At 59.1% G+C, this 21,966-nt stretch carries 27 protein-coding genes; 6 read left to right on the top strand and 21 right to left on the bottom strand.

The features are described 5' to 3' along the window. Positions 1 to 8: 8 nt before the first annotated feature. From flgK to flgB, 10 genes are all read right to left on the bottom strand, one after another. A complete protein-coding gene (flgK, locus tag V1599_RS16305) occupies positions 9 to 1,655 on the bottom strand; it encodes a flagellar hook-associated protein FlgK (RefSeq protein ID WP_112010553.1) in 1,647 nt (548 codons plus the stop codon). A gap of 94 nt (positions 1,656 to 1,749) precedes the next feature. Next, positions 1,750 to 2,670, bottom strand: coding sequence for a flagellar assembly peptidoglycan hydrolase FlgJ (gene flgJ / locus V1599_RS16310; RefSeq protein WP_395300429.1), 921 nt, complete (start codon positions 2,668 to 2,670; stop codon positions 1,750 to 1,752). Then, positions 2,670 to 3,797, bottom strand: a complete 1,128-nt coding sequence (locus V1599_RS16315) for a flagellar basal body P-ring protein FlgI (protein ID WP_112010551.1) — start codon at positions 3,795 to 3,797, stop codon at positions 2,670 to 2,672. The genes flgJ and V1599_RS16315 overlap by 1 nt, the downstream gene beginning before the upstream one ends. 1 nt (position 3,798) lies before the next feature. Beyond that, positions 3,799 to 4,509 (bottom strand): flagellar basal body L-ring protein FlgH, encoded by a 711-nt coding sequence (locus V1599_RS16320; protein WP_112010550.1) that lies wholly within the window; start codon positions 4,507 to 4,509, stop codon positions 3,799 to 3,801. Positions 4,510 to 4,558: 49 nt separating this feature from the next. Further along, positions 4,559 to 5,341 carry a flagellar basal-body rod protein FlgG gene (gene flgG, locus V1599_RS16325; protein ID WP_112010549.1) on the bottom strand — a complete coding sequence of 261 codons (783 nt, stop codon included), beginning with the start codon at positions 5,339 to 5,341 and terminating at the stop codon, positions 4,559 to 4,561. A 21-nt stretch (positions 5,342 to 5,362) separates the two neighbouring features. Further along, entirely contained in the window at positions 5,363 to 6,100 is a 738-nt protein-coding gene (locus V1599_RS16330; RefSeq protein ID WP_395300430.1) for a flagellar basal body rod protein FlgF, read from the bottom strand. 10 nt (positions 6,101 to 6,110) lie between these two features. After that, positions 6,111 to 7,316, bottom strand: a complete 1,206-nt coding sequence (flgE, locus tag V1599_RS16335) for a flagellar hook protein FlgE (protein ID WP_112010547.1) — start codon at positions 7,314 to 7,316, stop codon at positions 6,111 to 6,113. Positions 7,317 to 7,337: 21 nt separating this feature from the next. Next, positions 7,338 to 8,039 (bottom strand): flagellar hook assembly protein FlgD, encoded by a 702-nt coding sequence (locus V1599_RS16340; protein ID WP_395300431.1) that lies wholly within the window; start codon positions 8,037 to 8,039, stop codon positions 7,338 to 7,340. An 8-nt stretch (positions 8,040 to 8,047) separates the two neighbouring features. Continuing rightward, positions 8,048 to 8,452: a flagellar basal body rod protein FlgC gene (gene flgC, locus V1599_RS16345; RefSeq protein WP_112010545.1), complete on the bottom strand. Its 405-nt coding sequence runs from the start codon at positions 8,450 to 8,452 to the stop codon at positions 8,048 to 8,050. Between the two features lie 6 nt (positions 8,453 to 8,458). Further along, positions 8,459 to 8,893, bottom strand: a complete 435-nt coding sequence (gene flgB / locus V1599_RS16350) for a flagellar basal body rod protein FlgB (protein WP_297121563.1) — start codon at positions 8,891 to 8,893, stop codon at positions 8,459 to 8,461. A gap of 226 nt (positions 8,894 to 9,119) precedes the next feature. Between flgB and flgA the strand changes: the two genes are divergently transcribed. The 3 genes from flgA to V1599_RS16365 all read left to right on the top strand — a co-directional run bounded on the left by flgA (position 9,120) and on the right by V1599_RS16365 (position 10,650). Then, positions 9,120 to 9,818 carry a flagellar basal body P-ring formation chaperone FlgA gene (gene flgA, locus V1599_RS16355; protein ID WP_112010543.1) on the top strand — a complete coding sequence of 233 codons (699 nt, stop codon included), beginning with the start codon at positions 9,120 to 9,122 and terminating at the stop codon, positions 9,816 to 9,818. 71 nt (positions 9,819 to 9,889) lie between these two features. Then, positions 9,890 to 10,189 carry a flagellar biosynthesis anti-sigma factor FlgM gene (gene flgM / locus V1599_RS16360; RefSeq protein ID WP_395300432.1) on the top strand — a complete coding sequence of 100 codons (300 nt, stop codon included), beginning with the start codon at positions 9,890 to 9,892 and terminating at the stop codon, positions 10,187 to 10,189. A gap of 17 nt (positions 10,190 to 10,206) precedes the next feature. Then, the gene (locus V1599_RS16365; protein WP_112010541.1) at positions 10,207 to 10,650 is read left to right on the top strand and encodes a flagella synthesis protein FlgN; all 444 of its coding nucleotides are present in this window, start codon (positions 10,207 to 10,209) and stop codon (positions 10,648 to 10,650) included. A gap of 222 nt (positions 10,651 to 10,872) precedes the next feature. Here the strand turns inward: V1599_RS16365 and V1599_RS16370 are convergent, their stop codons facing one another. Genes V1599_RS16370 through fliD form a run of 3 tightly spaced genes read right to left on the bottom strand, consistent with a single transcriptional unit; the run spans position 10,873 to position 13,108 of the window. Further along, positions 10,873 to 11,193 carry a flagellar protein FliT gene (locus V1599_RS16370; protein WP_395300433.1) on the bottom strand — a complete coding sequence of 107 codons (321 nt, stop codon included), beginning with the start codon at positions 11,191 to 11,193 and terminating at the stop codon, positions 10,873 to 10,875. Next, the gene (fliS, locus tag V1599_RS16375; RefSeq protein WP_112010539.1) at positions 11,186 to 11,593 is read right to left on the bottom strand and encodes a flagellar export chaperone FliS; all 408 of its coding nucleotides are present in this window, start codon (positions 11,591 to 11,593) and stop codon (positions 11,186 to 11,188) included. The genes V1599_RS16370 and fliS overlap by 8 nt, the downstream gene beginning before the upstream one ends. Before the next feature lie 45 nt (positions 11,594 to 11,638). Beyond that, the gene (gene fliD / locus V1599_RS16380; RefSeq protein WP_395300434.1) at positions 11,639 to 13,108 is read right to left on the bottom strand and encodes a flagellar filament capping protein FliD; all 1,470 of its coding nucleotides are present in this window, start codon (positions 13,106 to 13,108) and stop codon (positions 11,639 to 11,641) included. Positions 13,109 to 13,409: 301 nt separating this feature from the next. Between fliD and V1599_RS16385 the strand changes: the two genes are divergently transcribed. Beyond that, entirely contained in the window at positions 13,410 to 14,915 is a 1,506-nt protein-coding gene (locus tag V1599_RS16385) for a FliC/FljB family flagellin (protein WP_395300435.1), read from the top strand. A 73-nt stretch (positions 14,916 to 14,988) separates the two neighbouring features. Here the strand turns inward: V1599_RS16385 and V1599_RS16390 are convergent, their stop codons facing one another. From V1599_RS16390 to V1599_RS16400, 3 genes are all read right to left on the bottom strand, one after another. Then, on the bottom strand, positions 14,989 to 15,423 hold the full coding sequence (locus tag V1599_RS16390) for a hypothetical protein (RefSeq protein ID WP_395300436.1): 435 nt from the start codon (positions 15,421 to 15,423) through the stop codon (positions 14,989 to 14,991). 465 nt (positions 15,424 to 15,888) lie between these two features. Next, the gene (locus V1599_RS16395) at positions 15,889 to 17,052 is read right to left on the bottom strand and encodes a methyl-accepting chemotaxis protein (RefSeq protein WP_395300437.1); all 1,164 of its coding nucleotides are present in this window, start codon (positions 17,050 to 17,052) and stop codon (positions 15,889 to 15,891) included. 116 nt (positions 17,053 to 17,168) lie between these two features. Beyond that, positions 17,169 to 17,660 (bottom strand): DoxX family membrane protein, encoded by a 492-nt coding sequence (locus V1599_RS16400; protein WP_395300438.1) that lies wholly within the window; start codon positions 17,658 to 17,660, stop codon positions 17,169 to 17,171. A 453-nt stretch (positions 17,661 to 18,113) separates the two neighbouring features. Between V1599_RS16400 and V1599_RS16405 the strand changes: the two genes are divergently transcribed. Both V1599_RS16405 and V1599_RS16410 read left to right on the top strand, forming a co-directional pair. Next, the gene (locus V1599_RS16405) at positions 18,114 to 18,917 is read left to right on the top strand and encodes a transcriptional regulator (protein ID WP_395300439.1); all 804 of its coding nucleotides are present in this window, start codon (positions 18,114 to 18,116) and stop codon (positions 18,915 to 18,917) included. Further along, positions 18,883 to 19,407: a hypothetical protein gene (locus V1599_RS16410; RefSeq protein ID WP_112010532.1), complete on the top strand. Its 525-nt coding sequence runs from the start codon at positions 18,883 to 18,885 to the stop codon at positions 19,405 to 19,407. Before V1599_RS16405 ends, V1599_RS16410 begins: the two co-directional genes overlap by 35 nt. A 5-nt stretch (positions 19,408 to 19,412) precedes the next feature. On the opposite strand, the gene fliR is transcribed toward V1599_RS16410, so the two are convergent. The 5 genes from fliR to fliN are packed head-to-tail and all read right to left on the bottom strand — an operon-like array spanning position 19,413 to position 21,962. Beyond that, positions 19,413 to 20,192 (bottom strand): flagellar biosynthetic protein FliR, encoded by a 780-nt coding sequence (gene fliR, locus V1599_RS16415; protein WP_297121593.1) that lies wholly within the window; start codon positions 20,190 to 20,192, stop codon positions 19,413 to 19,415. Then, entirely contained in the window at positions 20,192 to 20,461 is a 270-nt protein-coding gene (fliQ, locus tag V1599_RS16420; protein WP_112010530.1) for a flagellar biosynthesis protein FliQ, read from the bottom strand. The genes fliR and fliQ overlap by 1 nt, the downstream gene beginning before the upstream one ends. A 9-nt stretch (positions 20,462 to 20,470) precedes the next feature. Continuing rightward, a complete protein-coding gene (gene fliP, locus V1599_RS16425) occupies positions 20,471 to 21,211 on the bottom strand; it encodes a flagellar type III secretion system pore protein FliP (protein ID WP_395300440.1) in 741 nt (246 codons plus the stop codon). Beyond that, complete coding sequence (fliO, locus tag V1599_RS16430; protein ID WP_395300441.1) at positions 21,208 to 21,579, bottom strand: flagellar biosynthetic protein FliO; 372 nt, start codon at positions 21,577 to 21,579, stop codon at positions 21,208 to 21,210. The genes fliP and fliO overlap by 4 nt, the downstream gene beginning before the upstream one ends. Continuing rightward, on the bottom strand, positions 21,579 to 21,962 hold the full coding sequence (fliN, locus tag V1599_RS16435) for a flagellar motor switch protein FliN (RefSeq protein ID WP_112010528.1): 384 nt from the start codon (positions 21,960 to 21,962) through the stop codon (positions 21,579 to 21,581). Before fliN ends, fliO begins: the two co-directional genes overlap by 1 nt. Between the last annotated feature and the right edge of the window lie 4 nt (positions 21,963 to 21,966).

The following is a 21,966-nucleotide window of genomic DNA, read 5'->3' on the forward strand; positions in this document are numbered from 1 at the left end:
TTATTCCTTTATCGGATCGCCAGTAGCGAATCAAACATGTTGTTGGCGGTCTGCAGAAGCTGCGCGTTGGCGCGGTAGTACTGCATAAACATGTCGAGGTTGATCTTCTCTTCGTCCATGCTCACGCCGGAGAGCGCCTGCTGGGCATCAAACTTGGTCTGCATATCCGTTTTCGCGCTCTCGAGGTTGGATTTGACGCTGCGCGCGTTATCCCCAATGGTGCCGACCAGGCTGGCGTAGGCCTCTGCCAGCGTGCTGTTGCCAATGAGCTTTTCGTCCTGGATCTTCAGCATCGCCAGCAGGTTATTGTTGTTGCCTTTATCTTCGGGATTATCTGAGTCAGAGGCCGCAAAGCCCTGGGCGTCGGTAATCTTACGGCTCAGGCCCTCTGCCGCACCGGACATCGGGTTAAAGGTGAAGCTGTCGCCATCTCTTACCGTTGCCGGATCGGGAAGCTGCACCTTGAGACCGTCGAACTGGATCCCATCAGGCCCGGTCGCATACGGGATGTCCCGACCGTCCGCGCCCGTCACCCGCCAGCTGCCCGCGGCATCGTCGTAGCTGATGGTGTACTCTTCGGCGTTCACGCTGCGAAAGGAAGTCACCTCAATTTTTCCGAGCTTGCCCGTCCCCTGATTGTTGCCGTTCGCGCGCGCGGTGATATCCGGAAGGGAAAAGAGATCGCCACCCGCGGAGCCGTCCGGCAAGAAACCGGCCCGGTTCTGCTCGTTCATCCGGCTGGCCATGACGAACGCCATCTTGTCCAGCTCCTCGCGCGCCAGCGCCAGATCCTCGTTGCGGAATTTAAACAGCCCCGCCAGGCGGCCTTTGGTAATGCGGTCTTCGTCGAGCGGCGTCTCGGTGCCGTTGCCATCCACGTAGGAGACGATGGTTTTGTTCGGATCGTTGTCAGACATCGAGGTTTTCAGCGCAAAGGCTTTGTCGCCGGAGACCAGCGGACGCCCGTCAGACAGAGCGACGTCAACGCGCCCGCTCTGGGCGTTCTCCGACACCTCAATCCCGATATGGTTGCTGATCTCTTCCAGCAGCACGTCGCGGCGGTCCAGCAGGTCCGCTGGCGGCGTGCCGGCGCCCTGGGCGCGCTCGAGCTGCTTGTTGATCTCCGCCAGCTGTTTGGTGTAGCTGTTGAGATCCTTAACGCTCTGCTCAATCTGGGTATTGGTGCTTTTTTCCAGCCCGCTAAGGCGCTTGCCGCTGGCGTTGTAGCGGCTGGCAAGCGAGCCTAAGGAGTTATACACCGCCGAACGCGCCGCCGCGTCTTCCGGAGTGGTGCTCAGCGTCGACATCGCCTTGAACAGGTTACCGAGCGACACCGAAACGTTATCCGACTCGTCCGCCAGCATGTTGTCGATATCCGCCAGCTGCTCCATGCGCCCGTTGAGGAAGGAGTACTGAGAGATGGCGCCGCGAAGCTGGTTGTTGGCAAACTCATCGTAGGCGCGCTCAACGCCGTTCACCCGCGCGCCAAAGCCGTAAAAGCCCTGCTGCGTCGACATGCCGCCCAGCTCGCCGATGATCATGTTGCGGCGGCTGTAGCCGTGCGACATCCCGTTGGTCAGGTTATCACCGGTCACCCGGAGCGCCGCCTGCGCAACGCTCAAGCCGCCTCGGGCCAGGTTATATAAATTATTCATAGGGTCTGGATAGCCTCCGTTCGCAGACCCGCTGCCTATCTCCGGGCCTGAATGTTCATGGTTCTGCTTATTTCATCGGTGATAAAAAAAATCTCTAAAAAATTTTATCGAGATCGTTTTTATAGGCGTTCACGCCCTGCTGAAGATCGCCCTTCACCTTCTGAATAATGGTGATGAGCTTTTTGGCGTAGGCCGGGTCCGTCGCGTAGCCGCCCGTCTGTAGCGCTTTCGCCCCCTGCTCCGCGGAGCCAGACTGCATCACGCCGCGGTAGCGCGGATTTTTGGTCAGCAGCCTGGCGTAGTCGGTGAGCGCGTGCGCGTAGGAGTCATAGACGCGGAAGGCGGCCTTCACCTTCTGCTTCACGCCGTTGATGTATTCGGTGGTGGTAATTTCGGTGGTTTTGCCGCGCCAGTCGCCGGTGGCCTTAATGCCGAACAGGTTGTGGCTCGGCGAGCCGTCTGCAGCGGGGATTTCGCGCTTGCCCCAGCCGGACTCCAGCGCCGCCTGCGCCAGGATCAGGTGCGGATGCAGCCCGCTTTCCCTCGCGGCCTCCTGCGCCGGACGCAGCAGGCGGGCGATAAACGGATGCGCCCCTTCGGCGGGCTTTTCGAACGAGACCGGCGCGGGCAGGCGCAGCGGCCCGGTGGCGGGAACGGGCGACAGGCCGGGACGGGAGAAATCGCGCGCCGGCGCGGTCACCGCTGGCGTATCGCTTTCGCCGCCCAGCTGTCGGACGATAAGATCGGCAAAGCCGAGCTGACCGCTCCCGGCAATGTTCTGCGCGACCTGCTGGTCGTGCATGGCGGTGTACATTTCGGCGGACTGGCTGTTCATCAGCTCGTCCTTGAAGGTGGCGTCGCGCATGCTTTTCATCATCATCTGCACGAAAATGCCCTCCATCTGCTTCGCCGCCGCCTTAAGCGCGCCGGGCGACGCGCGCCCGGCCTCCCGCTTCAGCGCGTCGAGCGAGCGCACGTCAAAGGCGGGCTGGTCGAATTTATCAAAGGCGTTCATCAGTTCACCTCCAGCTTCGCGCGCAGGCAGCCGGCGTTTTTCATCGCCTGAAGCACGGACATCAGCTCGTTCGGCGTGGCGCCGAGGCCGTTCAGCGCGCGGATCACCGCGTTGAGATCGGTGCTGCTGCGCACGTGCTGCAGCGAGCCGCCGCTGTCGCGCACGGAGATGTCCGTCTGCGGAACCACCACCGTTTCGCCGCCGCCGAACGGCGTATCCGGCTGGCTGACCACGTTGTTCTGCATCACCTCAACGGTCAGCGAGCCGTGCGCTACCGCGCAGGAATCCAGCGAGACGTGGCGGTTCATCACCACCGATCCGGTGCGGGAGTTGACGATCACCTTCGCGTCCTGCACGTTCACCCGCAGCGGGATGTCCTGAATATTGGCGAGGAACCGCACGCGGGACGGCCCGTCCGGCGGCGCAAACAGGCGCACGGTGCGCGCATCCTCCGGGATGGCCGCCCCGCCGCTGTAGCGCTGGTTGATGGCGTCGCTGATCTGCTGCGCCAGCGAGAAATCGCTCTCGTTGAGCTGCAGGCGGACGATATTCTGCGTGGCGAAATCGTTCGGCACCTCGCGCTCGACGGTCGCGCCGCCGCTGATGCGCCCGCCGTTAAGCTGGTTGACCTGCACGCGGCTGCCGCCCGCCTGCGCGCCTGCGCCGGAAATCAGGATATTGCCCTGGGCAATCGCGTAGATCTGGTTGTCCGCGCCCTTGAGCGGCGTCATCAGCAGCGTCCCGCCGCGCAGGCTTTTGGCGTTACCGACGGAAGACACCACGATATCGAGCTTATCGCCGGGGCGGGCGAACGGCGGCAGCTCGGCGGTCACCATCACCGCCGCAATGTTTTTAAGCTGCATGTTGGTGCCCGCCGGCACGGTGATGCCAAGCTGGGAGAGCATGTTGTTCAGGCTTTGTCCGGTAAACGGCGCCTGCATGGTCTGGTCGCCCGTGCCGTCGAGGCCGACGATCAGGCCGTAGCCCATCAGGGCGTTCGAGCGCACGCCCTGCACCGTCGCCAGATCGCGAATGCGCTCCGCGTTGGCGAGCTTGGGCACGCTCAGCATCATGCCGTAGAGCAGGATGCTTAAGAAAAACAGGATAGATTCTTTTTTCATGGTCATATCAGAAAGGAGAAAGGTTCAGGAACAGGCGCTGCAGCCAGCCCATGTTCTGCGCTTCGTTGATGTAGCCGTTGCCGACGTACTCGATCCGCGCGTCCGCCACCTGGGTGGAGGGCACGGTGTTGCCGCCGCTGATAAAGCGCGGGTTCACTACGCCGGAAAAGCGGATAAACTCCGTGCCCTGGTTAATGGCGATCTGCTTTTCGCCCACCACGCGCAGGTTGCCGTTGGGCAGAAGCTCGTTGACGGTCACGGTGATGGTGCCGGTAAAGGTGTTGCGCGCCGCCGCGCCGCCCTTGCCGGAAAAATCATTTTTGCCTTCGGCTTCAAAATCCGCCTTGCCGTCGCCCAGCCAGCCGTTAAGTTTGGTCGGCACCGCGATCAGCCCCATCCCGGCCGATCCATTACGGTTGGCACTGGCGGAAGAGCTTTTGCTGGCGCTCACGTTCTCCTGCAGCAGGATCGTCAGCGTATCGCCGACGTTACGCGGGCGGCGGTCTTCGAACATCGGCTGATAGCCGTAGTTCATCCCCTGCCCCGCCTGGAACAGCGAGCCGCCGGTCGCTGCCGGTGCCATCGGTAATGGTGTTGCCGTCGTCGGGCCTTCAACGAGCTTGCTTTGCATAATGTGCGCGCAGCCGCTCAGCAGCAGCACGCTTGCCGCCAGCGCAAAACGCGCCACGGCAGGAGGATTCATTGAGAGTGTTTTCATGTCAGTGTCGATAAAATATCTGGCCGCTCGCGCGGCCAGAGAGAGGACATTACAGCTGGGAAAGACGCTGCAGCATCTGGTCCGATGCCGAAACCGCCTTGCTGTTGATTTCGTAGGCGCGCTGCACCTGAATCATCGTCACCAGCTCTTCCGCCACGTTGACGTTGGAGATTTCGACGTAGCTCTGCTTCAGCGTGCCCGCGCTCTCCATGCCGGGGTTCAGCTCGTTCGGGGCGCCGGAGGCCTGCGTCTCCCTGTAGAGGTTGCCGCCCACGCTTTCGAGGCCCGCGTTGTTGACGAAGGTGGTCAGGGTCAGCTGGCCGATCTGCTGCTCTTCCGCCTGGCCGGGGATCTTCACGCTCACCATGCCGTCGCTGCCGATAGTCAGACCTTTGGCGTCCTGCGGGATCACGATGCCGGGCTGAATCGGATAGCCTTCGGCGTTCACCAGCTGCCCGTCCGGGCTTTTGGAGAAGTGGCCGTCGCGGGTGTAGGCGGTGCTGCCGTCCGGCATCTGCACCTGGAAGAAGCCTTCCCCTTCAATGGCAACGTCAAACTCGTCGCCGGTCTGGTTCAGCCCGCCCTGGGTATGCACGCGCTGGGTCGAGACCGGGCGCACGCCGGTACCGAGCTGTAAGCCGGCTGGCAGGGTATTCTGCTCCGTCGCCTGCGCGCCGGGCTGGCGCATGTTCTGGTACAGCAGGTCCTGAAAAACCGCGCGCTGGCGCTTGAAGCCGTTGGTGTTGACGTTCGCCAGGTTGTTGGAGATGACGTCCATGTTGAGCTGCTGTGCTTCCAGCCCGGTTTTAGCGATCCATAAAGAGCGAATCATGTTGAGACTCCTTGCGCGAGCTTAGCTCACGCTCAATAGCTGGTTAGCCTTCTGGGCGTTTTCGTCGGCGGTGCGGATGACCTTCATGTTCATGTCAAACCCGCGGGAATTGGCGATCATCTGGGTCATGGCGTGGACCGGGCTGACGTTGCTGCCCTCGAGGGCTTCCGGCGTCAGGCGCAGGGTTTCATCCTGCGCCAGCAGGTTGCCCGCCGCCGGGCGAAACAGGCCGTCGTCGCCGTGCCGCAGGTCGCCCATCTCCGCGTTGACCAGCTTGATGCGCCCAACCGGGACCAGCGCCGTCGGGTCATCGCCCATGCCGAGCGCGGAAACGGTGCCGTCCGTACCGATGGTGACGTGGGACTGCGGCGGCACTTCCAGCGGGCCGCCGTCGCCGATCAGCGGACGCCCGTTGACGCTCAGCGCCCCTGCCTGATTGACCTCAATCGCCCCGTTGCGGGTATAGCCTTCGCTGCCGTCGCCCATCGCCACCGCCAGCCAGCCGTTTTGCGGCAGCGCCACGTCCAGGCTGCGCCCGGTGTGGGTGATTGGCCCCATGGTGTCGTCGTGAAACGGCGTGGATTCCGCCACCAGCGCGCGGGTGCGCAGGGTTTCGCCTTCAACAGGCACGGCACGAAAGGCGGCGAGCTGGGCGCGGAAGCCCGCCGTCGAGCTGTTCGCCAGATTGTTTGAGGTGACCGCCTGGCGGTTAAGCGCCGCGTTGGCGGCGCTCATGGCGGTATAGATAGCGCGATCCATAGCTCAAGCCCTAGCGCAGGTTAACCAGCGTCTGAAGCACTTCAGACTGGGTTTTGATGGTTTGCGAGTTGGACTGGTAGTTGCGCTGGTAGACGATCATGTTGACCATCTCGTCGCCCAGCTCGACGTTAGACTGCTCGACCATACCGCCTGAGATGGCGCCGAAGCTGCCGCTGCCGGAGGTGCCGATAAACGGCGTGCCGGACTGTACGCTCTCTGCCCACAGGTTGTTGCCCTGCTGCTCCAGGCCGCCCGCGTTGGCGAAGTCCGCCAGCACCACTTGCGCCACGACCTTACGCTGGCCGTTATTGTAGATCGCGGTAATTTCACCGCTGTCGCTGACCTCGTAGCCATTGAACTTGCCCAGCTTCTGGCCGTTTACCTCGGATTTTGCGACGTCGTCCGACGCATACTGGGTCATTTTGCTCAGATCCAGCTCCATCTCGATGGGCGCGCCGCCGTTCCATGAAACCCCTTTCACGGTGCCGATGCCGGAAGTCGTGAGTTTGCCGTCATCGCTGAACGTCAGGGGGATCTCGGTAAATTTCGGGTCTGCTCCGTCCATTTCAGGGGCGGTGCCGTCCTGCGCGAAAGCCGTCCACTGGTTGTCACCGGTCTTGACGAAATAGACCTTAATCGTGTGCTCATTGCCCAGGCTGTCGGTGGCCCTCATTTCGCTGAAGTAGCTGTAAGTATCGCCGTTTTCCGGATCGAATTTAGCAGGATCGAGGGGGTCATGACCTGACTTAAGGTTCCCGCTCATGGCGCCTTTCGTGGTGGCCTCAGGCGGGGCATCTTCTTTCGGTATGCGGATAGGCCCTACCGGCGCGCCGGGGTTGATGACCCCGTCCGTCGCCTGATAGCCAGTTAAAAACAGGCCGTTGGTTCGGTTGACGATGTAGCCGTTCTCGTCTTCCTTAAACTGGCCGTTACGCCCGTAGAACACGCTCCCGGCGGCGTCCACCATGCGGAAGAACCCTTTACCGTTAATTCCCATATCGAGCGGGGAGCTGCCTCCCGCCAGGATGCCGTTGCCGAAGTTCTGATCGACGCTGGCTACCTGCACCCCCATGCCGTTCGAACCGGCGAAGATGTCGGCGAAGGAGACGGAACCCGCCTTAAAGCCAACGGTCTGCGAGTTGGCGATGTTGTTGCCCACCACGTCCAGTGCTTTTGCCGCGGCGCTGAGGCCGCTAAGACCTTGTGAAAAACCCATGATTAATTTCCAGAAGTAAGATTATTTTTGGATGACGAACACTTTGTTCATGCCGATCGGATCGTGATTCAGCAGATGCAGAATCGGCCCGCCTGGATCCATGGTGACGCCCTGAACCTGCTCCTGAACCAGGCCAAACACCTCAGGCTTTTCGCCCTCAGGGTTGCTGGCTTCATAGGACACCGTGTACTCCCTGTCGCGCGGAGGCTGGCTCGGCTTGAAGTCCTTCAGATCGTCCAGGTTGAACGTGTTCATCCCCTGCTTCACCTTTTTCAGCTCGGCGGTATAGGCCTGGTCACCGTCGTGCAGCGTCACGGTCACCGTCTCGGCATCCGCGCCCAGCGCGAAGTGAAGATCGTCGGAGTTGCTCGGCAGCTCGACGCCTTCCTGCATAATGCCGATCGGCGCGTCGCCGAAGGAGACCTTCGCTTCCCCCTCAATCAGCACGCTGCGCCCCACCCAGGACGAGGCGCTCATGCTGCCGAGCTGAACCATCATCGCCTGCATGGTGGTCATCGAGGCGTTGAGCTTTTCTACGCCCGCCGCCATGTTGAACTGCGCCAGCTGCGAGGTGAGCTGGTTGTTGTCCATCGGGTTGGTCGGGTCCTGGTTTTGCATCTGCGCCACCAGCAGGGTCATAAACTGATTCGACAGATCCGCCGCGCTGCTGCCGGTGCCGCCGTTATCGGCACCGCTGTTGTTGTTAATCGAAGAGACCGCCATACGCGTCCTTACTGCCCAAGAGTGAGTGTTTTCAGCATCAGGCTTTTGGCGGAGTTCATCACTTCCACGTTGGCCTGGTAGCTGCGGGAGGCCGAAATGGTATTGACCATCTCGTTCATGACGTTGACGTTCGGCATGCGCACGTAGCCCTGCTCGTCGGCGAGCGGGTTGCCCGGCTCGTAGACCAGGCGGTCCGGCGCGGTGCTTTCCGTTACCTCATCCACCTTTACGCCACCAATCTCCTGGCCGGCGGCGCTGTCCACCTTGAACACCACCTGACGGGCGCGGTACGGCTGGCCGTCCGGCCCCGCCACGCTGTCGGCGTTGGCCATATTGCTGGCGCTAACGTTCAGGCGGCGTGACTGGGCGGCCATTGCCGAGCCCGAAATATCAAATACGCTAAAGAGCGACATCGTTAATTACCCCTGACTTAATACAGTCATCATTTTCTTAATATCCGCACCGAGGAACGTCAGCCCCGACTGATATTTCACGGCGTTATCCGCGAAATTAACGCGCTCGCGATCCATATCTACGGTATTCCCGTCGGCGCTCGGCTGATCCGGTACGCGATAAAGCAGCTGGCCGTCGTCAAACGGCTGCGCTTTGGCTTCAATATGTCGGTTCGACGTTAACGCCAGCGAGACGGGTGTTTTCGCCATTGACGCGTTTTCCATCGCCTGTTTTAGCTGGCCGGTAAAATCAATATCGCGCGCCTGGTAGCCCGGCGTATCTGCATTCGCAATATTCGACGCCAGAATATCCTGACGGCGCGAAAGCAAACCTAACGCCTGCTGCTGAAAGCGAAAGGCATCATCGAGTTTATTCATAACGATAGAGTTCCTGCTTCGCATTATTTAAACTGCGATAGTGTAGTCACCGCGGGTGAAATATCACACTGCAAAGACTCAACACAAATAAGCGCATTTAGCGAAATAGAAATTAATAGCGAAAAGTTAAAACGCCGATGAATTTAATTGCCGACAAAAGTGTCACCATTTAATTCAATAAAAGCGCCGTCAGAACGTATATAATTTATCCACTTATTATTTATTCATTCCGCACGATAAAGGCAATCAGATGACGCATCGATTATTCAGCACGGCGCTGGCCGTTTTACTTTGCACGGCATCGGCGAGCGCCAGCGTACCGTCGGACCAAACGGCAAAGCAGCGGCTGATGCTCAAGCTCGATGCCTTAATCCAGCAGCCTGAACGGGACGCCGAGGTGGTCCGCACGGTGTCGTTGCTCGCCACGCCCGCGCAGCTGGCCGCGGTATGCGATAGCCCGGCGCTGAGCCTGGTCGGGCGCGACAGCCGCCTGACCGGCAAGCGTACCGTGCTGGCGCAGTGCGGGGCGCGCCGGCACTTCCTGCCCGTGCGCATCAGCGCTCAGGGCACGTGGTGGGTTGCCAGCCAGAGCCTGCCGGGCGGTGCGATCGTACAGCGCAGCGACATCGAGCCGGTCACGGGCGCGCTTGACCACCAGCCGAACGGGCTGATTTTCAACCCAGACGCCATCGTCGGCCAGCGCCTGACGCGCGCCGTGGCGGCGGGCAAGCCGCTGCTGGAAAACCAGCTGCGCCAGCAGTGGCGGCTGCGCGCCGGGCAGACGGTGGACCTGGTGACGGCAGGAGACGGCTTTCGCATCCGCAGCCAGGGAAAGGCGCTGAACAACGCGGCGGTGGATGAAACGCTCAGGGTCAAAACCGCGGGCGGGCGCACCGTGAGCGGAAAGGTAGACCCGGCGGGCCAGGTCATCATTTTTTCACAACAATAAATTTTAGGTTTTTTTTGAATCACCGATGAATGAAGTATCAGTCACATAAATGATTATCTGTGAGGACAATTATGAGCATCACCAGCAGCCAGAACGCCGCGCCGATTGCGGGCATCTCCCCCGCTCAGGATCTGCGCGCCCGCATCCACCCTCAGGACAACGACGCCCCGGTTAGCGTGTCGCAGCCGCAGAAAAATGATAAAACCGACGTCACCCTCAGCGCGCTAACGAAAAAGATCCAGACCGACGACAGCCGCGATATCAACTATGCGCACGTTGAGGCGATCCGCACCGCGCTGGCGACAGGCACGCTGCGCATTGAGCCTGAGAAAATCGCCCAGGCCATGGTGCAGGATATTTTTCAGTTTTAACCGCAAGCAGGACCGTTATGGACAAGCTTTACCCAATACTCACGCAAATGAAAACGTCTCTGGATGAACTGGAGGCGATCATGATTGAAGAGGTTAATCAGCTCAACCGCTCGCAGATCAACCCGGTTTCTCTGCAGGTGTTGGCTGATAATAAAAATCAGCTGCTGTCGACCATTCAATACTACGACGACATGCGCCGCCAGCAGGAGCAGCAGAGCGCCACGCAGGCACCCTACTCCGGCAACGGCAGGCTGTTTTCAAGCTGGCAGCAGGTGACGGAGAAAGTGCGCAGCTCGAAGGCGCTTAATCAACAGGTGGAATCGCTGCTGCAAAACCATATGAAAAAGAACCAGCACATCCAGAAAGCGATTGACCACGTTGGCCGCGCCAGCGCCCTCTACGGCCCGGCGGGCGAATCCAGCCAGGTCTCGACCGGGCGTAAATACAACATCAGCATCTAACTCTTCTTGTCTGCGTTGTCCTCTTTTGCTCGCCTCTGGCGGGCTTTTTTTTGTCTAGTGGATGCATACCCCTCACCCCGGCCCTCTCCCTCCAGGGAGAGGGGGTATTCGGTGCCAGACTGTAATTAGTGGGGAGCCCTCAGCCATCGGGGAGAGGGAAAAAACCGCACGTGACTGTCCCCTCTCCCCTGTGGGGAGAGGGTTAGGGTGAGGGGGTTAAGTCTAAACCGCGGTATACGCTTTTGCCGACGCGCTAGATTTACGCATGGCGGAGAGTTCGGTGCCAATCTCGGTGAGGCGGCACTGCATGGCGCGGGTGAGCTGCACGTCATTTTCCAGCAGCTGCGCCAGCCGGGCCGCCACCAGCGGCCTGTTGTGCTGCGCCATCTGGGTCAGATCGATGTCGCACAGCGTGCGCATCCCCAGCGTGTACGCCGCCGTTTCGTCTAAAAATGCGTCCCACTCGCCGGCTTCGGCCTGACGTTGGAGCGTGGCGTTGCTCGCCATGAGCTGGCCAATAAGCTCAATGACGGTCTTATCCATGCTTCACCTGCTTGCCCTGCGGGCCGATGGCCTGCCAGGTTTCGGACATCCCGGTCATCAGCGAAATCAGGTGCGGCAGCTTTTCGCCGCTCTTGCTGAGGTTCGCCTCCAGCAGCGTGCGCGAAATGTACTCGTACAGGCTCTCCAGCTCGGCGGCTATCTGGCCGCCCTTCTCGTGGTCCAGCCCGGCGCGCAGGCCGTTGTCGATAATGTTAATCGCGCGGGAGATCATCTCCCCGCGGCGGGCAATATTGCCGGACTGGAAGTAGATCTCCGCCCGGCGCATGGCGTTAATCGCGCCGTCATACAGCAGAACGATCAGCTGATGGGGCGTGGCGCCCGCAATCTGGCCGTCGAGCGAGACGGCGGTATAGGCGTCAAAGCCTTTCTTCGTGTACATCGTCAGATCCTGCCGGGCAGCGCGCTGCCCGGATAGTGGTGAAGATTAAATCAGTCCGGCCAGCGAGCTCTGAAGCTGAGACTGCATGTTGTTCATGTCGCTAATCGCCTTATCCAGACGCTGATACTCTTTTTCGCGGCGCAGCATGGTCTCTTCGATACGCGCCTCAACGGCGGTGATCTGCTTGCCGATGCGCTTTTCCTGTTCGCGCAGGGTTTCGAGCGCGGTTTCGATCACCCCCTCTTTTTTGGTAATCGAAGATTTATCGCCGAGGTAGGTATTGAATATCCCCTCCATGCGGTCTTTTATCCCGTCATTGCCGTCTTTCCCCAAAAACAGCGCTTCCACCGCTTTCGGGTTGTCCTTCAGCGCTGCATCCAGCTTTTTGCTATCGATGGACAGCTCGCCCAGTATCCCGCCGCGCTCGTCGCCAATCTTCCCGTCAAACTTTACGGTAATCCCAATGCTGCCCAGAGACTGGATAAGCGCATCGGCGTCAGGATAGTTGCCGCCAACGGTCGATTTCAGCTGGGTGGTAAGGCGACGCAGCGAGCCGTCGCTAAAGAGCGCGCCGTTGGTAGAATCAGGCGTCGTTGACTGGCTTTCGCGATCCGGCGCGGTATATTTGGTCGCGCTGGCGACGGTGCTGAGGTAGCTGTTGTAGTTCTTGACGAACTCTTCAATCAGCGTTTTCACCTTTGAGGTGTCTTCGGTGATGGTGAGGGATTCGGTTTTGTAGCTGGCCGGTTTGGTTGGGTCGAGCCCAGACTCCTTCAATTCGGAGACTTCCCGCAGCTCCAGCGTCACCCCGCCGATAAGATCGCTAATGGTATTCGAGCTGCGCGTAACCAGTTTACCATTCAGAAAAATCTCGGCATTTTTCGGCTCGTCCGAGACGGCTCCGCTCAGTTTTTTCTCAACTTCCCCATCACCCGACACCTCCATCGTCATCTTGCCCGCATCACCGGTTTTTTTAGACGTCAGCACCAGCTTATGCTCGGTATCACTGACCGTGATGACTTCCGCCACCACGTCACTTTTCTGCGCGTTAATCTTTTTCGCGATCTGCTCGAGGGAGGTTTCATCCGGTTTCAGGGTGACTTCAAGCGGCTTATCGCTGCCTTCCAGCGAAATTTTTACCGTGGTATCTCTGGCGCTCGTTGCTATCTGCTTGTCTCGTGAACCATGGCTGACGCTCAGCTGATGCGCTGTCGCCAGCTGCTTCACCGCAATGGAGTAGCTGTTAGGGATCGCCCCGCTGCCCGCCGTGGCCTTAAAGGTTTTGTTATCGCTGACGCTGACGCCGTTGAATCCTTCGTCCTCAAGCTTGCCGAGATTGTCCTTCATGGTGCTCAGCGCGCTGGAGATAGAGCCCCACGCGGAAATCTGCCCTTTATAGGTGCTCTGCTTTTGCAGGTAAGGGTTCAGCTTTTGGGTAATGCCCTTGCGCTCGTCCGCCAGCCACTGGTCAAACGGCAGCCCGGAACCGACGCCTAAGAAATTGGTTGAAGCCATAATGAATAGTCCTGTTGAAATAAATTAGCCTGACGCTATTCCTATCGGGTAATAGAGAGGGAAGTTTAATTTTTCATTTATAGGCCAACAATCATTACCCTTCACGAAAACATAACTGCGGGCTTATTACGCTATTGCGCTGAATGATTTATGAAATAGACGTCAGATATGCGCGCATTTCCCTCGTTTATAAAAAACCTGAAAAAATAATTTAGTCATTTTTATTTCCCCCGATGAATTCAGTATGCGCATCAACGAACGCATATCACATACAGTCGTTATTACTTAGAAGGATATAACAATGGCACAGGTCATTAATACCAACGCACTGAGCCTGATGGCTCAGAACAACCTGAACAAATCCCAGTCTTCCCTGGGCACCGCGATCCAGCGCCTCTCTTCCGGTATGCGTATCAACAGCGCAAAAGACGACGCGGCGGGCCTGGCGATTTCTAACCGCTTCACCTCTTCTATCCGCGGCATGACCCAGGCGGCGCGTAACGCCAACGACGGTATCTCCCTGGCGCAGACCACCGAAGGCGCGCTGGAAGAAGTGACCGAGAACATGCAGCGTATCCGTGAGCTGACTGTACAGGCGAAAAACGGCACCAACTCCACCAGCGATCTGGACTCTATCAAGAAAGAGATCGGTACCCGACTGGAAGAGATCAGCCGCGTTGCGGAAGTGACTAACTTCAACGGCGTAAAAGTGTTTGACGGCTCTCAGGACAAAATTTCCATTCAGATCGGCGATAAAGACGGCGATACCATCGACATCAAACTGAACAAGCTGGACATGGAAACTCTGGGTCTGGATAAATTTATGGATGATTTCGCGGATATCGGGATTACCGTGAATGGCGCAGGTATTACTTCAAGCCAGTTCGATAAAGCCGCCACATTAAAGGCCAATGGTGATATTACGATTGCTGGTCAGGCAGATCCGTGGAAACTTGATGACACTGTCCGAGGAAACCTGAAAGGACTGGTGAGTGAAAATACTGACACAGATGTTGAAGTCTACACACTGGAAGACAACGGTACTACACGCATTTTTGCCTATGGTAAGACTTCCAAAGAAATGGTCGAAATTGATGACCCGAAGTGGGATACCGCAACAGCTGGCGAAATTAAACTGGGTGCTGGCTTTACCAATGCCAAAATCTCCGACCCGGCTGATATCGACATGCTACTGAAAGGTCCAAGCCAGCTGACCAACCCAACCAAACTGGGTCTGGGTGACACAATGAAAGCAGCGGATAATGCCGATGTTACGTTGGATCAAACTCAGCTTGATGCCATCGCCAACTCGGCTTTCGGTCAGAAAGCAAAGGACGCGGGTATGCAGCTCTTCTCAGTGACTGAAGGTGGTGCAACTAAGGTCTTCGCCTATGGTAAAGACGGTGGTGGCGATTCGATTGTTACCGAGGTAAGATTCGCCACTGGTGGTGCCACACCTACCGGTCTGACCACTCCTGCTGCGCGCGTTGCTGATGCTGAGTTTATTAAGAAGGAAGCAGGTGAGGCCCTCGCCGATGGCCTGCTGGCAGACCTGGATGCCGCACTCACCAAAGTCGCCGACTTCCGCGCCGACCTGGGTGCCGTTCAGAACCGCTTCAGCTCCATCATCGCGAACCTGAACACCAACATCATCAACACCACCGAAGCGCGCTCCCGTATTCAGGACGCCGACTTCTCCGTGGAAGTGTCCGCCATGAGCCGCGCGAACATCCTGCAGCAGGCAGGCGTGTCCGTACTGGCCCAGGCTAACCAGGTTCCGCAGAACGTGCTGTCCCTGCTGCGTTAATCTGCTTAACCGCCTCAAACAATTACGCGCATGCCCTCCGTGCGCGGTTGCCCTCCCTGGTGGAGGGCTTTTTTTATTCTATAAACGCCACGCCTTCCTGCGTGCGTATCCAGCGCGGGAATTTCAGCCTTTCGGCAAAGTAGCCCGTCAGGTCGTACAGTAAATCCGTCATTACTCGCGCGCTGCTTTCTGAAAGCCCTCCTCCCAGCAGCAGCTGAGTAAACACTTCGCAGTAGCGGCAAAGCTGATCGGTTTCTGGGTTAAATTCCGGGTACGTTACGGGTTCACTGTCCACGGTCAAATAGCCCACCAGGTGAGGTGGAACCGGATCGGTTAACGTCGGCTTAAGTAGGGTCAAACAGGCGTTCAGGCGGCCGCATAGCGCTGCTATTACGAGAGGATCGCTTTCTTCAACCAGCACTTCGCAAAAGCGCTCGCAGTGGTCGGCGAGCTCGGTGAAATCGGTATAGTGGTCGAACGGGGTGGTGAAGAGATGATGTAAGGACATAATGCAAACTCCAGTGAATTTCAAAAATCCGCCACTGAAGAGGTCAATCTTGCGGGTGGCGGAACCAGACAGGGTTGACCTTACCGGCTCACTGATACCGGCGCGCTTTACAGCGCCCCCGCCTGGCCCACCATTGAGGTGTGACAAAGCGTACGGCACTATAACACGTGCCGACAGTGAGTTCATTCAGGAGGTCAATCCCGACGCCAGCTGTGGCTGACGTGAGAGCACATTACGCCCGGCCATTAGGGATTAACAGAGGATCGTCAGGAAGAAATTTAAACTTGCGAGGCGGCTTCAGAAAAGCGGGGAAAGGCATGAAGTCTGAGGCTGTGTTTTCCCCCTCACCCCAGCCCTCTCCCTCAAGGGAGAGGGGGGAGTATGTGCCAGGCTGGAGTTCCTCAAGGGAGAGGGGGCAGTATGTGCCAGGCTGTCACTCTTCCAGGGAGAGGGAGAGGCCAACGCCTACCCTTTCACCCTCTGCGTCAGCGCGTTCGCCACCGTATAAACTTCTTCAATCAGCACGCTGTTGTTGTGCGCCACGGACGGTACGCCGCTCTGCGCCTGCATCATCGCGTCTTCAATCAGCGCCCGCAGCTCTTTCGAGGAGCGCGCGCAGCGGCTGGCGAGATTGCGCGACTCGACGGCAAACACGCTCTCTTCGTTATGCAGGGAGTAGCTGTAGGCGCGGCTGGCGAGCTGGACCAGCGTCCCGCTGCTGTCGGCAATCGCGCGGGCGGCCTCGTTCAGCGTGCCCATTGCCTGGACCACGCTGGTCGCGCTTTCGCTCAGGGTGGCTAATACGTTCGGGTTGGGCTCCGGCACGCGCAGCAGGCGTTCGTTCTCCTGAGCAATGGTGACGGCGGCGCGGGCCACGGCGTTCACCTGCTCGCCTATCTCCTGCATCAGCGGCGGCAGGTGCTCTCCGTGTTCGCTTTTCAGCTGGGAAGGAAGCTCTTCGTTCAGGCGGGAAAGGTGCAGGTTCAGGCTGCGCAGCAGCGTGAGGGTGGAGACCAGCAGCAGCGCCGCCAGCGGCCAGGGCTTGCGAAGGAGAATGCCCGCGCGTTCGCCCATCCGGCGGGTAGGTACGTCAATCGCCAGCAGCCACGGGGTTTCAGCCACCGGCATGACGACCAGCGTGTGCTCGCCGCTGGCGCTGCGAAAGCTGGTGTGCCGCAGGCCTTCGCCCGACTGCGCCAGCAGCGAGCGCAGCGGCACCGCCATCGGCAGATCGGTATCGTTGAGCGACTGGACGTTAGGTGCGCCTGCGGCATCGCCGATGATGCGCCCGGTGTCTTCGACAATCCACGCCCGCCCGCCCAGGCGTTCGCCCATCTCCTTCACCAGCGCCCCGTAGAACGGGCGGCTGCTGCCCGCCTCTTCGGCGAGGTCGGACTCGCCCGGCGTGCTTTTGTCGAGCGCGAAGCTTTTAAGCGTAACCACGCTCTCGGTCATCGAACGCTGCTGCGCCTCCACGCGGTCGAGCTGCTCCCGAAGCTGGGTTGCGAGCGTATCCACCTGCGAGCGCAGGCGATCCCCTTCGGTGCGGATAAACCAGGGGATCACCCCGGTCTGCACCAGAATAAGTAACGTAATAAAGATAATGACCAGTATGACTGTTAAAACCATGTGCTTAGCGCCTGTACGTTAAACGGCAGCAGAGCGCTGCCTTTTCTTCAGGGCTATTTTATTATGCGGGGGTCAGGAAATATGCTCTTCAAACCGTTGATAACAGCGCATTCCTGCTATCCCTCAACAAAAACAATTTTGCGGCCGTTCTGCCAGCGCTTCACCAGCCAGCCGTCGAGGCTGTAATAGGTTCCCCCCCAGGCGATAACGATCAGGCTCAGCACCATATAAAGCGTTTCCGGCAAATAAAACAGCCAGCTGAGCCAGGCAATCACATTAAGCCCCTGCGGAATGGTGTAAATACCAATCGTCACCAGCGCCACGCCGCTAATGGTAAACAGCGCCAGGGCGCTCAGGCGGCTGAGCAGCCCCAGCATCAGCAGGAAGCCCATCGCACACTCCAGAAATGAGACCACTACCGCCATCATCGCGGGAAAAGGGATGCCCGCGTCGTGCATGGTGTCCAGCATCAGGAGCTGGTTATCGGGAACAAATAATTTATTGAATCCGGTAGTAAAGAAAAATACGCCGAGCACCAGGCGGCAAATAAAGACGGGAAACATCGACGGGGCATCGGAAGTGTGTAAACAGCGTTTGAGTGTTAACATAAGCCATCCTTGTAATTAATTTCTGCGTAATAAATTCAATAACATGTGTTTCACACCAGTATAAATTTCCCCATCGCGTTCGCAACCGCTCGCATACCGTTATCCATACAATTAATAATTTCCTGGTTATTAAACTTTGTTAACGGTAAATGCGCGTTGCGTATCGTTCTCAACGCCAAAAAAGCCCTAAGATTTCAACAATAAAACTAAACGCTTGGTTTTAATGAATTTAAAGCAAAACCGCCAAAGGCGCATTTTTAATAAGGTTAATGAGCCCGCCGTTAATAACCTTAAAGTTACCAGGGGCGTTATGACTTAATGGTTGCAAAAATAAGACGTAAGACATAAAAAGCATGTCGCTTTCGGTCCGCTGGCTAGCAGGAAGATGTTTTCATTACTATTAATTACAACAGCCGGAAGCGTTACCCATGACATCAGAAGAATCAGATAACTATGCTCAATAACATTGCGATTGGAACGGGCGTAACGCTGGATATTCACACGCGCACCCTCTCCCGCACGGACGGTCAAGAGAGCGTTACGCTTCCGCAAAGCGCGTGCCTGTGTCTCGCCGCTATGGTAAATGCGCCGGGCGAAGTGCTGTCTCAGGAACAGCTTATGGATATCGGCTGGCGCAGCGCCGGCGTGGAAGTGACCGACAACAGCGTGCGGGTGATGATCACCAAGCTCCGCCGCGCGTTTATCCAGCTTGGCGTACATGAAACCATCACCCTCGTCGCCGTGACGCGCAGCGGTTACCGGCTGATTGTGCGGGAGAATAGCGGCGGGCAGCCCGAGCCCGCCGCGGACGCTCCCGCGCTGGCGCCTGCGCCGGACGCCCCTCCTCCGGCCGTTTCTCACGTTCTGCCCCGCGCCCGTAAAGGCCTTCTACGGGCCGCAGGCGTGGTTGTCGCCGGTCTGCTGGTCGGCGTAGGGTTGTCCATGCTGATGCGTAGCCTCTTTTTCTTTACCCCGGTGCCGGTCCACTTTGTGCCCTGGTCCGGGCCGGGAGTGCCGCCCGGGGCCGAAGTGCTGGTGCAGGCGAGCGAAGAGAACAAACAGGCGCTCATTGAAGCCACGCTGCAAACCTATATGCAGCACGTGCTGGATAAACGGGCCGGGGAGAAGCCCGCGCCGGTGCTGTACGTCACGACAGGCTCAGAAAAGATGAGCACGTTTCAGGGGCTCATCGCCTGCCAACAACGCTTAAAGGACTCGGGAAATGACTGCGAATCGTTCTTTTTTCGCCTCTACTAAATTCAGGCTCGGGCTGCTGTTCTTCTTCAGCCTGTTGGCCGGGTTCGGCGGGATGGTGTTCTACACCTTTTATCATCTGCCGTATAAGTCGGCGTGCGTCGCACCGACCTCCTATTACACCATTGAGGATAAGGACAACGCGACGCTGGCGCGCGGCATCTACCGCTCGTACCGCGACGACCTGTTCAGCGGCCATACGACCTACATCGGCAGCCTGAGCCGCTTTGTGGACGGCCGGCTGGCGGGACGCCCAACGCCGATACACCGCGAGGTACGTTTTGACACCGAGGTAGAAGGCAAGCGCATTCATCTGACGGTGACCAGCCAGCATCGCAAGCTGGGCGACCAGAGCACCGATCAGGAGGTGAAGGATTATATTTACCCGCAGATCGGCAAGGGGGAAGTGGGCACCAGCACCCTTTATCTGCTGGACAATAAGGTTCTGGCCTCCGGCACCGAATCGGTGGCCCGCATCGTCTGCACCAACTAGCGCCGCTACGCCAGCGCCTGGATAAGCTGCGCCAGATGGTCAAACCCCGTCGCCATCAGGCGTTCAAAGAACGGCGTCAGGGTTTGCGCCAGCAGGAAAAGCGCCAGCATGCCGAAGCTCAGCGTCAGCGGGAAGCCGATCACAAACACCGAGAGCTGCGGCGTCAGGCGGTTCAGCAGCCCGAGGACAAAGTTAATGCACAGCAGCAGGGAGATAATCGGCAGCCCGAGCATCAGCCCCTGGCTGAAGATCAGCCCGGCGTGCGTGACCAGGTACAGGAAGCCGCCCGCGTGCAGCGGCGCGGCGTCAATCGGCAGCGTGTGAAAGGTTTCCGCCAGCAGCGCCAGCAGCCAGAGATGGCCGTTAAGCGCCAGAAACAGCAGGGTCACCAGCAGGTTGAGAAACCGGGAGATCACCGGGCTGTTCCCGGCACCGGGATCGAAGAAGGTGGCAAACGACAGGCCCATCTGCATGCCGATGATTTCGCCCGCCATGCGCACGGCGGCGAACAGCAGCTGAAGCGTCAGCCCCATCGCCGCGCCGATGATGACCTGTTTGCCCATCACCCACGCCCCTTCCCACGAATAGAGCCCCACCCCGGCGTCCGGCAGCGTGCCGCCAATCAGAATAGCGATCAAAAGGGAGAGGCCCGCGCGCAGCCGCTTGCTCACCGCTTTCTCGCTGAAAATTGGCGCAACGTGCAGCAGCGCGCCAACGCGCACCAGGATGAAAACGTAGTGGCTAATCAGCCCGTAGAGCTGATCGAGAGGAAGTCCGAAGGCCATCAGCCGATCGCGTAGGGAATGCTGGCAAAAACCGCGCGGGTATATTCGATAAAGATTTTCATCATCCACGGGCCGAGCGCCACCGCAATCCCGACGATCGTCAGGATTTTGGGGATGAAGGTCATGGTCATTTCGTTGACCTGGGTCGCGGCCTGCAGGATGCTGATAATCAGGCCGGTGACCAGCGCGGCCACCAGCAGCGGGCCGGAGACCATCAGCCCGACCTTTATCGCCTGCATGCCCACTACCATGACGCTTTCAGGGGTCATCTTTGTCTCCTAACTGTAAAAGCTTTGGGCAAGCGAGCCCACCAGCAGCTGCCAGCCGTCCACCAGCACGAACAGCATCAGCTTGAACGGCAGGGCGATGGTCGTTGGCGGGACCATCATCATCCCGAGCGCCATCAGAATGCTGGCGACCACCAGATCGATAATCAGGAACGGAATGAAGATGGTGAAGCCAATCTGAAACGCGGTCTTCAGCTCGCTGATAATAAACGCGGGCACCAGGATGCTGAGCGGGACGTCTTCCGGCGAGGCGACGTCCGGCGTTTTGGCAATCTGGGCCAGCATCGCCAGATCGCTTTCGCGGGTCTGGTCGAGCATAAAGGCCCGCAGCGGCTTAACGCCTTCGGCCAGCGCCGCTTCCATGGTGATTTTATTTTCCTGCAGCGGCTGCCAGGCCTTCTCGTAAATCTGGCTGAACACCGGCGACATCACGAAGAAGGTCAAAAACAGCGACAGCCCGACCAGCACCTGGTTTGGCGGCGCGGTCGGCGTGCCGAGGGCGTTACGCATCAGGCCCAGCACGATGATGATGCGGGTAAAGCCGGTCATCATCAGCAGCACGGCGGGAATAAAGGTAAAGCCGCTCAGCAGCAGCAGGGTTTGCACCGGCAGCGTCCAGCCGCCCTCGCCCGTCGGCTGGCCGAGGGTGATGTCAGCGTTGGCCGCCGTTGCGCAGGCCGCTGGCAGCAGCAGGCCGATCGCCAGCAGCGCGTTCAGCGCGTAACGTTTCACCGCTCGCCTCCCGGACGGTACTTCTGGCGCAGCTTTTCCAGCATCTGCGGAAATGCCGCCACCGGCGCGGCGGCCTCGGGCACGCTTTCCGGGCGCGGCTGCGCGGTAAGGCAGGTAATCTGCGTGGCGGTCACGCCCAGCACCAGGCGCTGCTCGCCCACGTCCACCAGCACCAGGCGCTCGCGCGGGCCCAGCGACTGCGTCGCCACCAGGGTCATGGTGCCGCGGGCGTCGTTGAGGCGGCGCGTCAGCCCGCTGCGGCGGGCGGCCCAGGCCAGCGCCGCCATCAGCAGGACGATCAGCGCCAGCGCGCCGGTTACGGTCATCAGCACCGAGCCCGTAGCCGGGAGGGAGTTCGTTGCGTTCATTAGCGGCTCAGGCGGTGCATGCGCTCGGACGGGGTAATGATGTCGGTGATGCGGATGCCGAACTTGTCGGACACCACCACCACTTCCCCCTGCGCGATCAGATAGCCGTTGATCAGGATATCCAGCGGTTCGCCCGCCAGCCCGTCCAGAGACACCACCGAGCCCTGGCTTAAGCGCAGCAGCTCCTTGATGGTCATTTTGGTGCGCCCCAGCTCGACGGTCATTTTTACCGGAATATCGAGGATCAGGTTCATTTCGTCCGAAAATGCTGGCGCAGCCATCGTGTCGGTAATTCCCGCAGCGTGTTGTTCGGTCATGGCGTCACCCCACAGATTATCAATGGACTGACCGTCAGGGCCCGATGAGGTGTTCATGTCGCTCATGGGG

Source organism: Enterobacter sp. ECC-175, assembly GCF_043968675.1.
In the GTDB taxonomy this organism is placed as follows: Bacteria; Pseudomonadota; Gammaproteobacteria; order Enterobacterales; family Enterobacteriaceae; genus Enterobacter.

Coding starts and splice junctions, on each gene's coding strand:
- flgK (WP_112010553.1), bottom strand. CDS start 1,655: ATGAATAATTTATATAACCTGGCCCGAGGCGGCTTGAGCGTTGCGCAG.
- flgJ (WP_395300429.1), bottom strand. CDS start 2,670: ATGAACGCCTTTGATAAATTCGACCAGCCCGCCTTTGACGTGCGCTCG.
- V1599_RS16315 (WP_112010551.1), bottom strand. CDS start 3,797: ATGACCATGAAAAAAGAATCTATCCTGTTTTTCTTAAGCATCCTGCTC.
- V1599_RS16320 (WP_112010550.1), bottom strand. CDS start 4,509: ATGAAAACACTCTCAATGAATCCTCCTGCCGTGGCGCGTTTTGCGCTG.
- flgG (WP_112010549.1), bottom strand. CDS start 5,341: ATGATTCGCTCTTTATGGATCGCTAAAACCGGGCTGGAAGCACAGCAG.
- V1599_RS16330 (WP_395300430.1), bottom strand. CDS start 6,100: ATGGATCGCGCTATCTATACCGCCATGAGCGCCGCCAACGCGGCGCTT.
- flgE (WP_112010547.1), bottom strand. CDS start 7,316: ATGGGTTTTTCACAAGGTCTTAGCGGCCTCAGCGCCGCGGCAAAAGCA.
- V1599_RS16340 (WP_395300431.1), bottom strand. CDS start 8,039: ATGGCGGTCTCTTCGATTAACAACAACAGCGGTGCCGATAACGGCGGC.
- flgC (WP_112010545.1), bottom strand. CDS start 8,452: ATGTCGCTCTTTAGCGTATTTGATATTTCGGGCTCGGCAATGGCCGCC.
- flgB (WP_297121563.1), bottom strand. CDS start 8,893: ATGCGAAGCAGGAACTCTATCGTTATGAATAAACTCGATGATGCCTTT.
- flgA (WP_112010543.1), top strand. CDS start 9,120: ATGACGCATCGATTATTCAGCACGGCGCTGGCCGTTTTACTTTGCACG.
- flgM (WP_395300432.1), top strand. CDS start 9,890: ATGAGCATCACCAGCAGCCAGAACGCCGCGCCGATTGCGGGCATCTCC.
- V1599_RS16365 (WP_112010541.1), top strand. CDS start 10,207: ATGGACAAGCTTTACCCAATACTCACGCAAATGAAAACGTCTCTGGAT.
- V1599_RS16370 (WP_395300433.1), bottom strand. CDS start 11,193: ATGGATAAGACCGTCATTGAGCTTATTGGCCAGCTCATGGCGAGCAAC.
- fliS (WP_112010539.1), bottom strand. CDS start 11,593: ATGTACACGAAGAAAGGCTTTGACGCCTATACCGCCGTCTCGCTCGAC.
- fliD (WP_395300434.1), bottom strand. CDS start 13,108: ATGGCTTCAACCAATTTCTTAGGCGTCGGTTCCGGGCTGCCGTTTGAC.
- V1599_RS16385 (WP_395300435.1), top strand. CDS start 13,410: ATGGCACAGGTCATTAATACCAACGCACTGAGCCTGATGGCTCAGAAC.
- V1599_RS16390 (WP_395300436.1), bottom strand. CDS start 15,423: ATGTCCTTACATCATCTCTTCACCACCCCGTTCGACCACTATACCGAT.
- V1599_RS16395 (WP_395300437.1), bottom strand. CDS start 17,052: ATGGTTTTAACAGTCATACTGGTCATTATCTTTATTACGTTACTTATT.
- V1599_RS16400 (WP_395300438.1), bottom strand. CDS start 17,660: ATGTTAACACTCAAACGCTGTTTACACACTTCCGATGCCCCGTCGATG.
- V1599_RS16405 (WP_395300439.1), top strand. CDS start 18,114: ATGCTCAATAACATTGCGATTGGAACGGGCGTAACGCTGGATATTCAC.
- V1599_RS16410 (WP_112010532.1), top strand. CDS start 18,883: ATGACTGCGAATCGTTCTTTTTTCGCCTCTACTAAATTCAGGCTCGGG.
- fliR (WP_297121593.1), bottom strand. CDS start 20,192: ATGGCCTTCGGACTTCCTCTCGATCAGCTCTACGGGCTGATTAGCCAC.
- fliQ (WP_112010530.1), bottom strand. CDS start 20,461: ATGACCCCTGAAAGCGTCATGGTAGTGGGCATGCAGGCGATAAAGGTC.
- fliO (WP_395300441.1), bottom strand. CDS start 21,579: ATGAACGCAACGAACTCCCTCCCGGCTACGGGCTCGGTGCTGATGACC.
- fliN (WP_112010528.1), bottom strand. CDS start 21,962: ATGAGCGACATGAACACCTCATCGGGCCCTGACGGTCAGTCCATTGAT.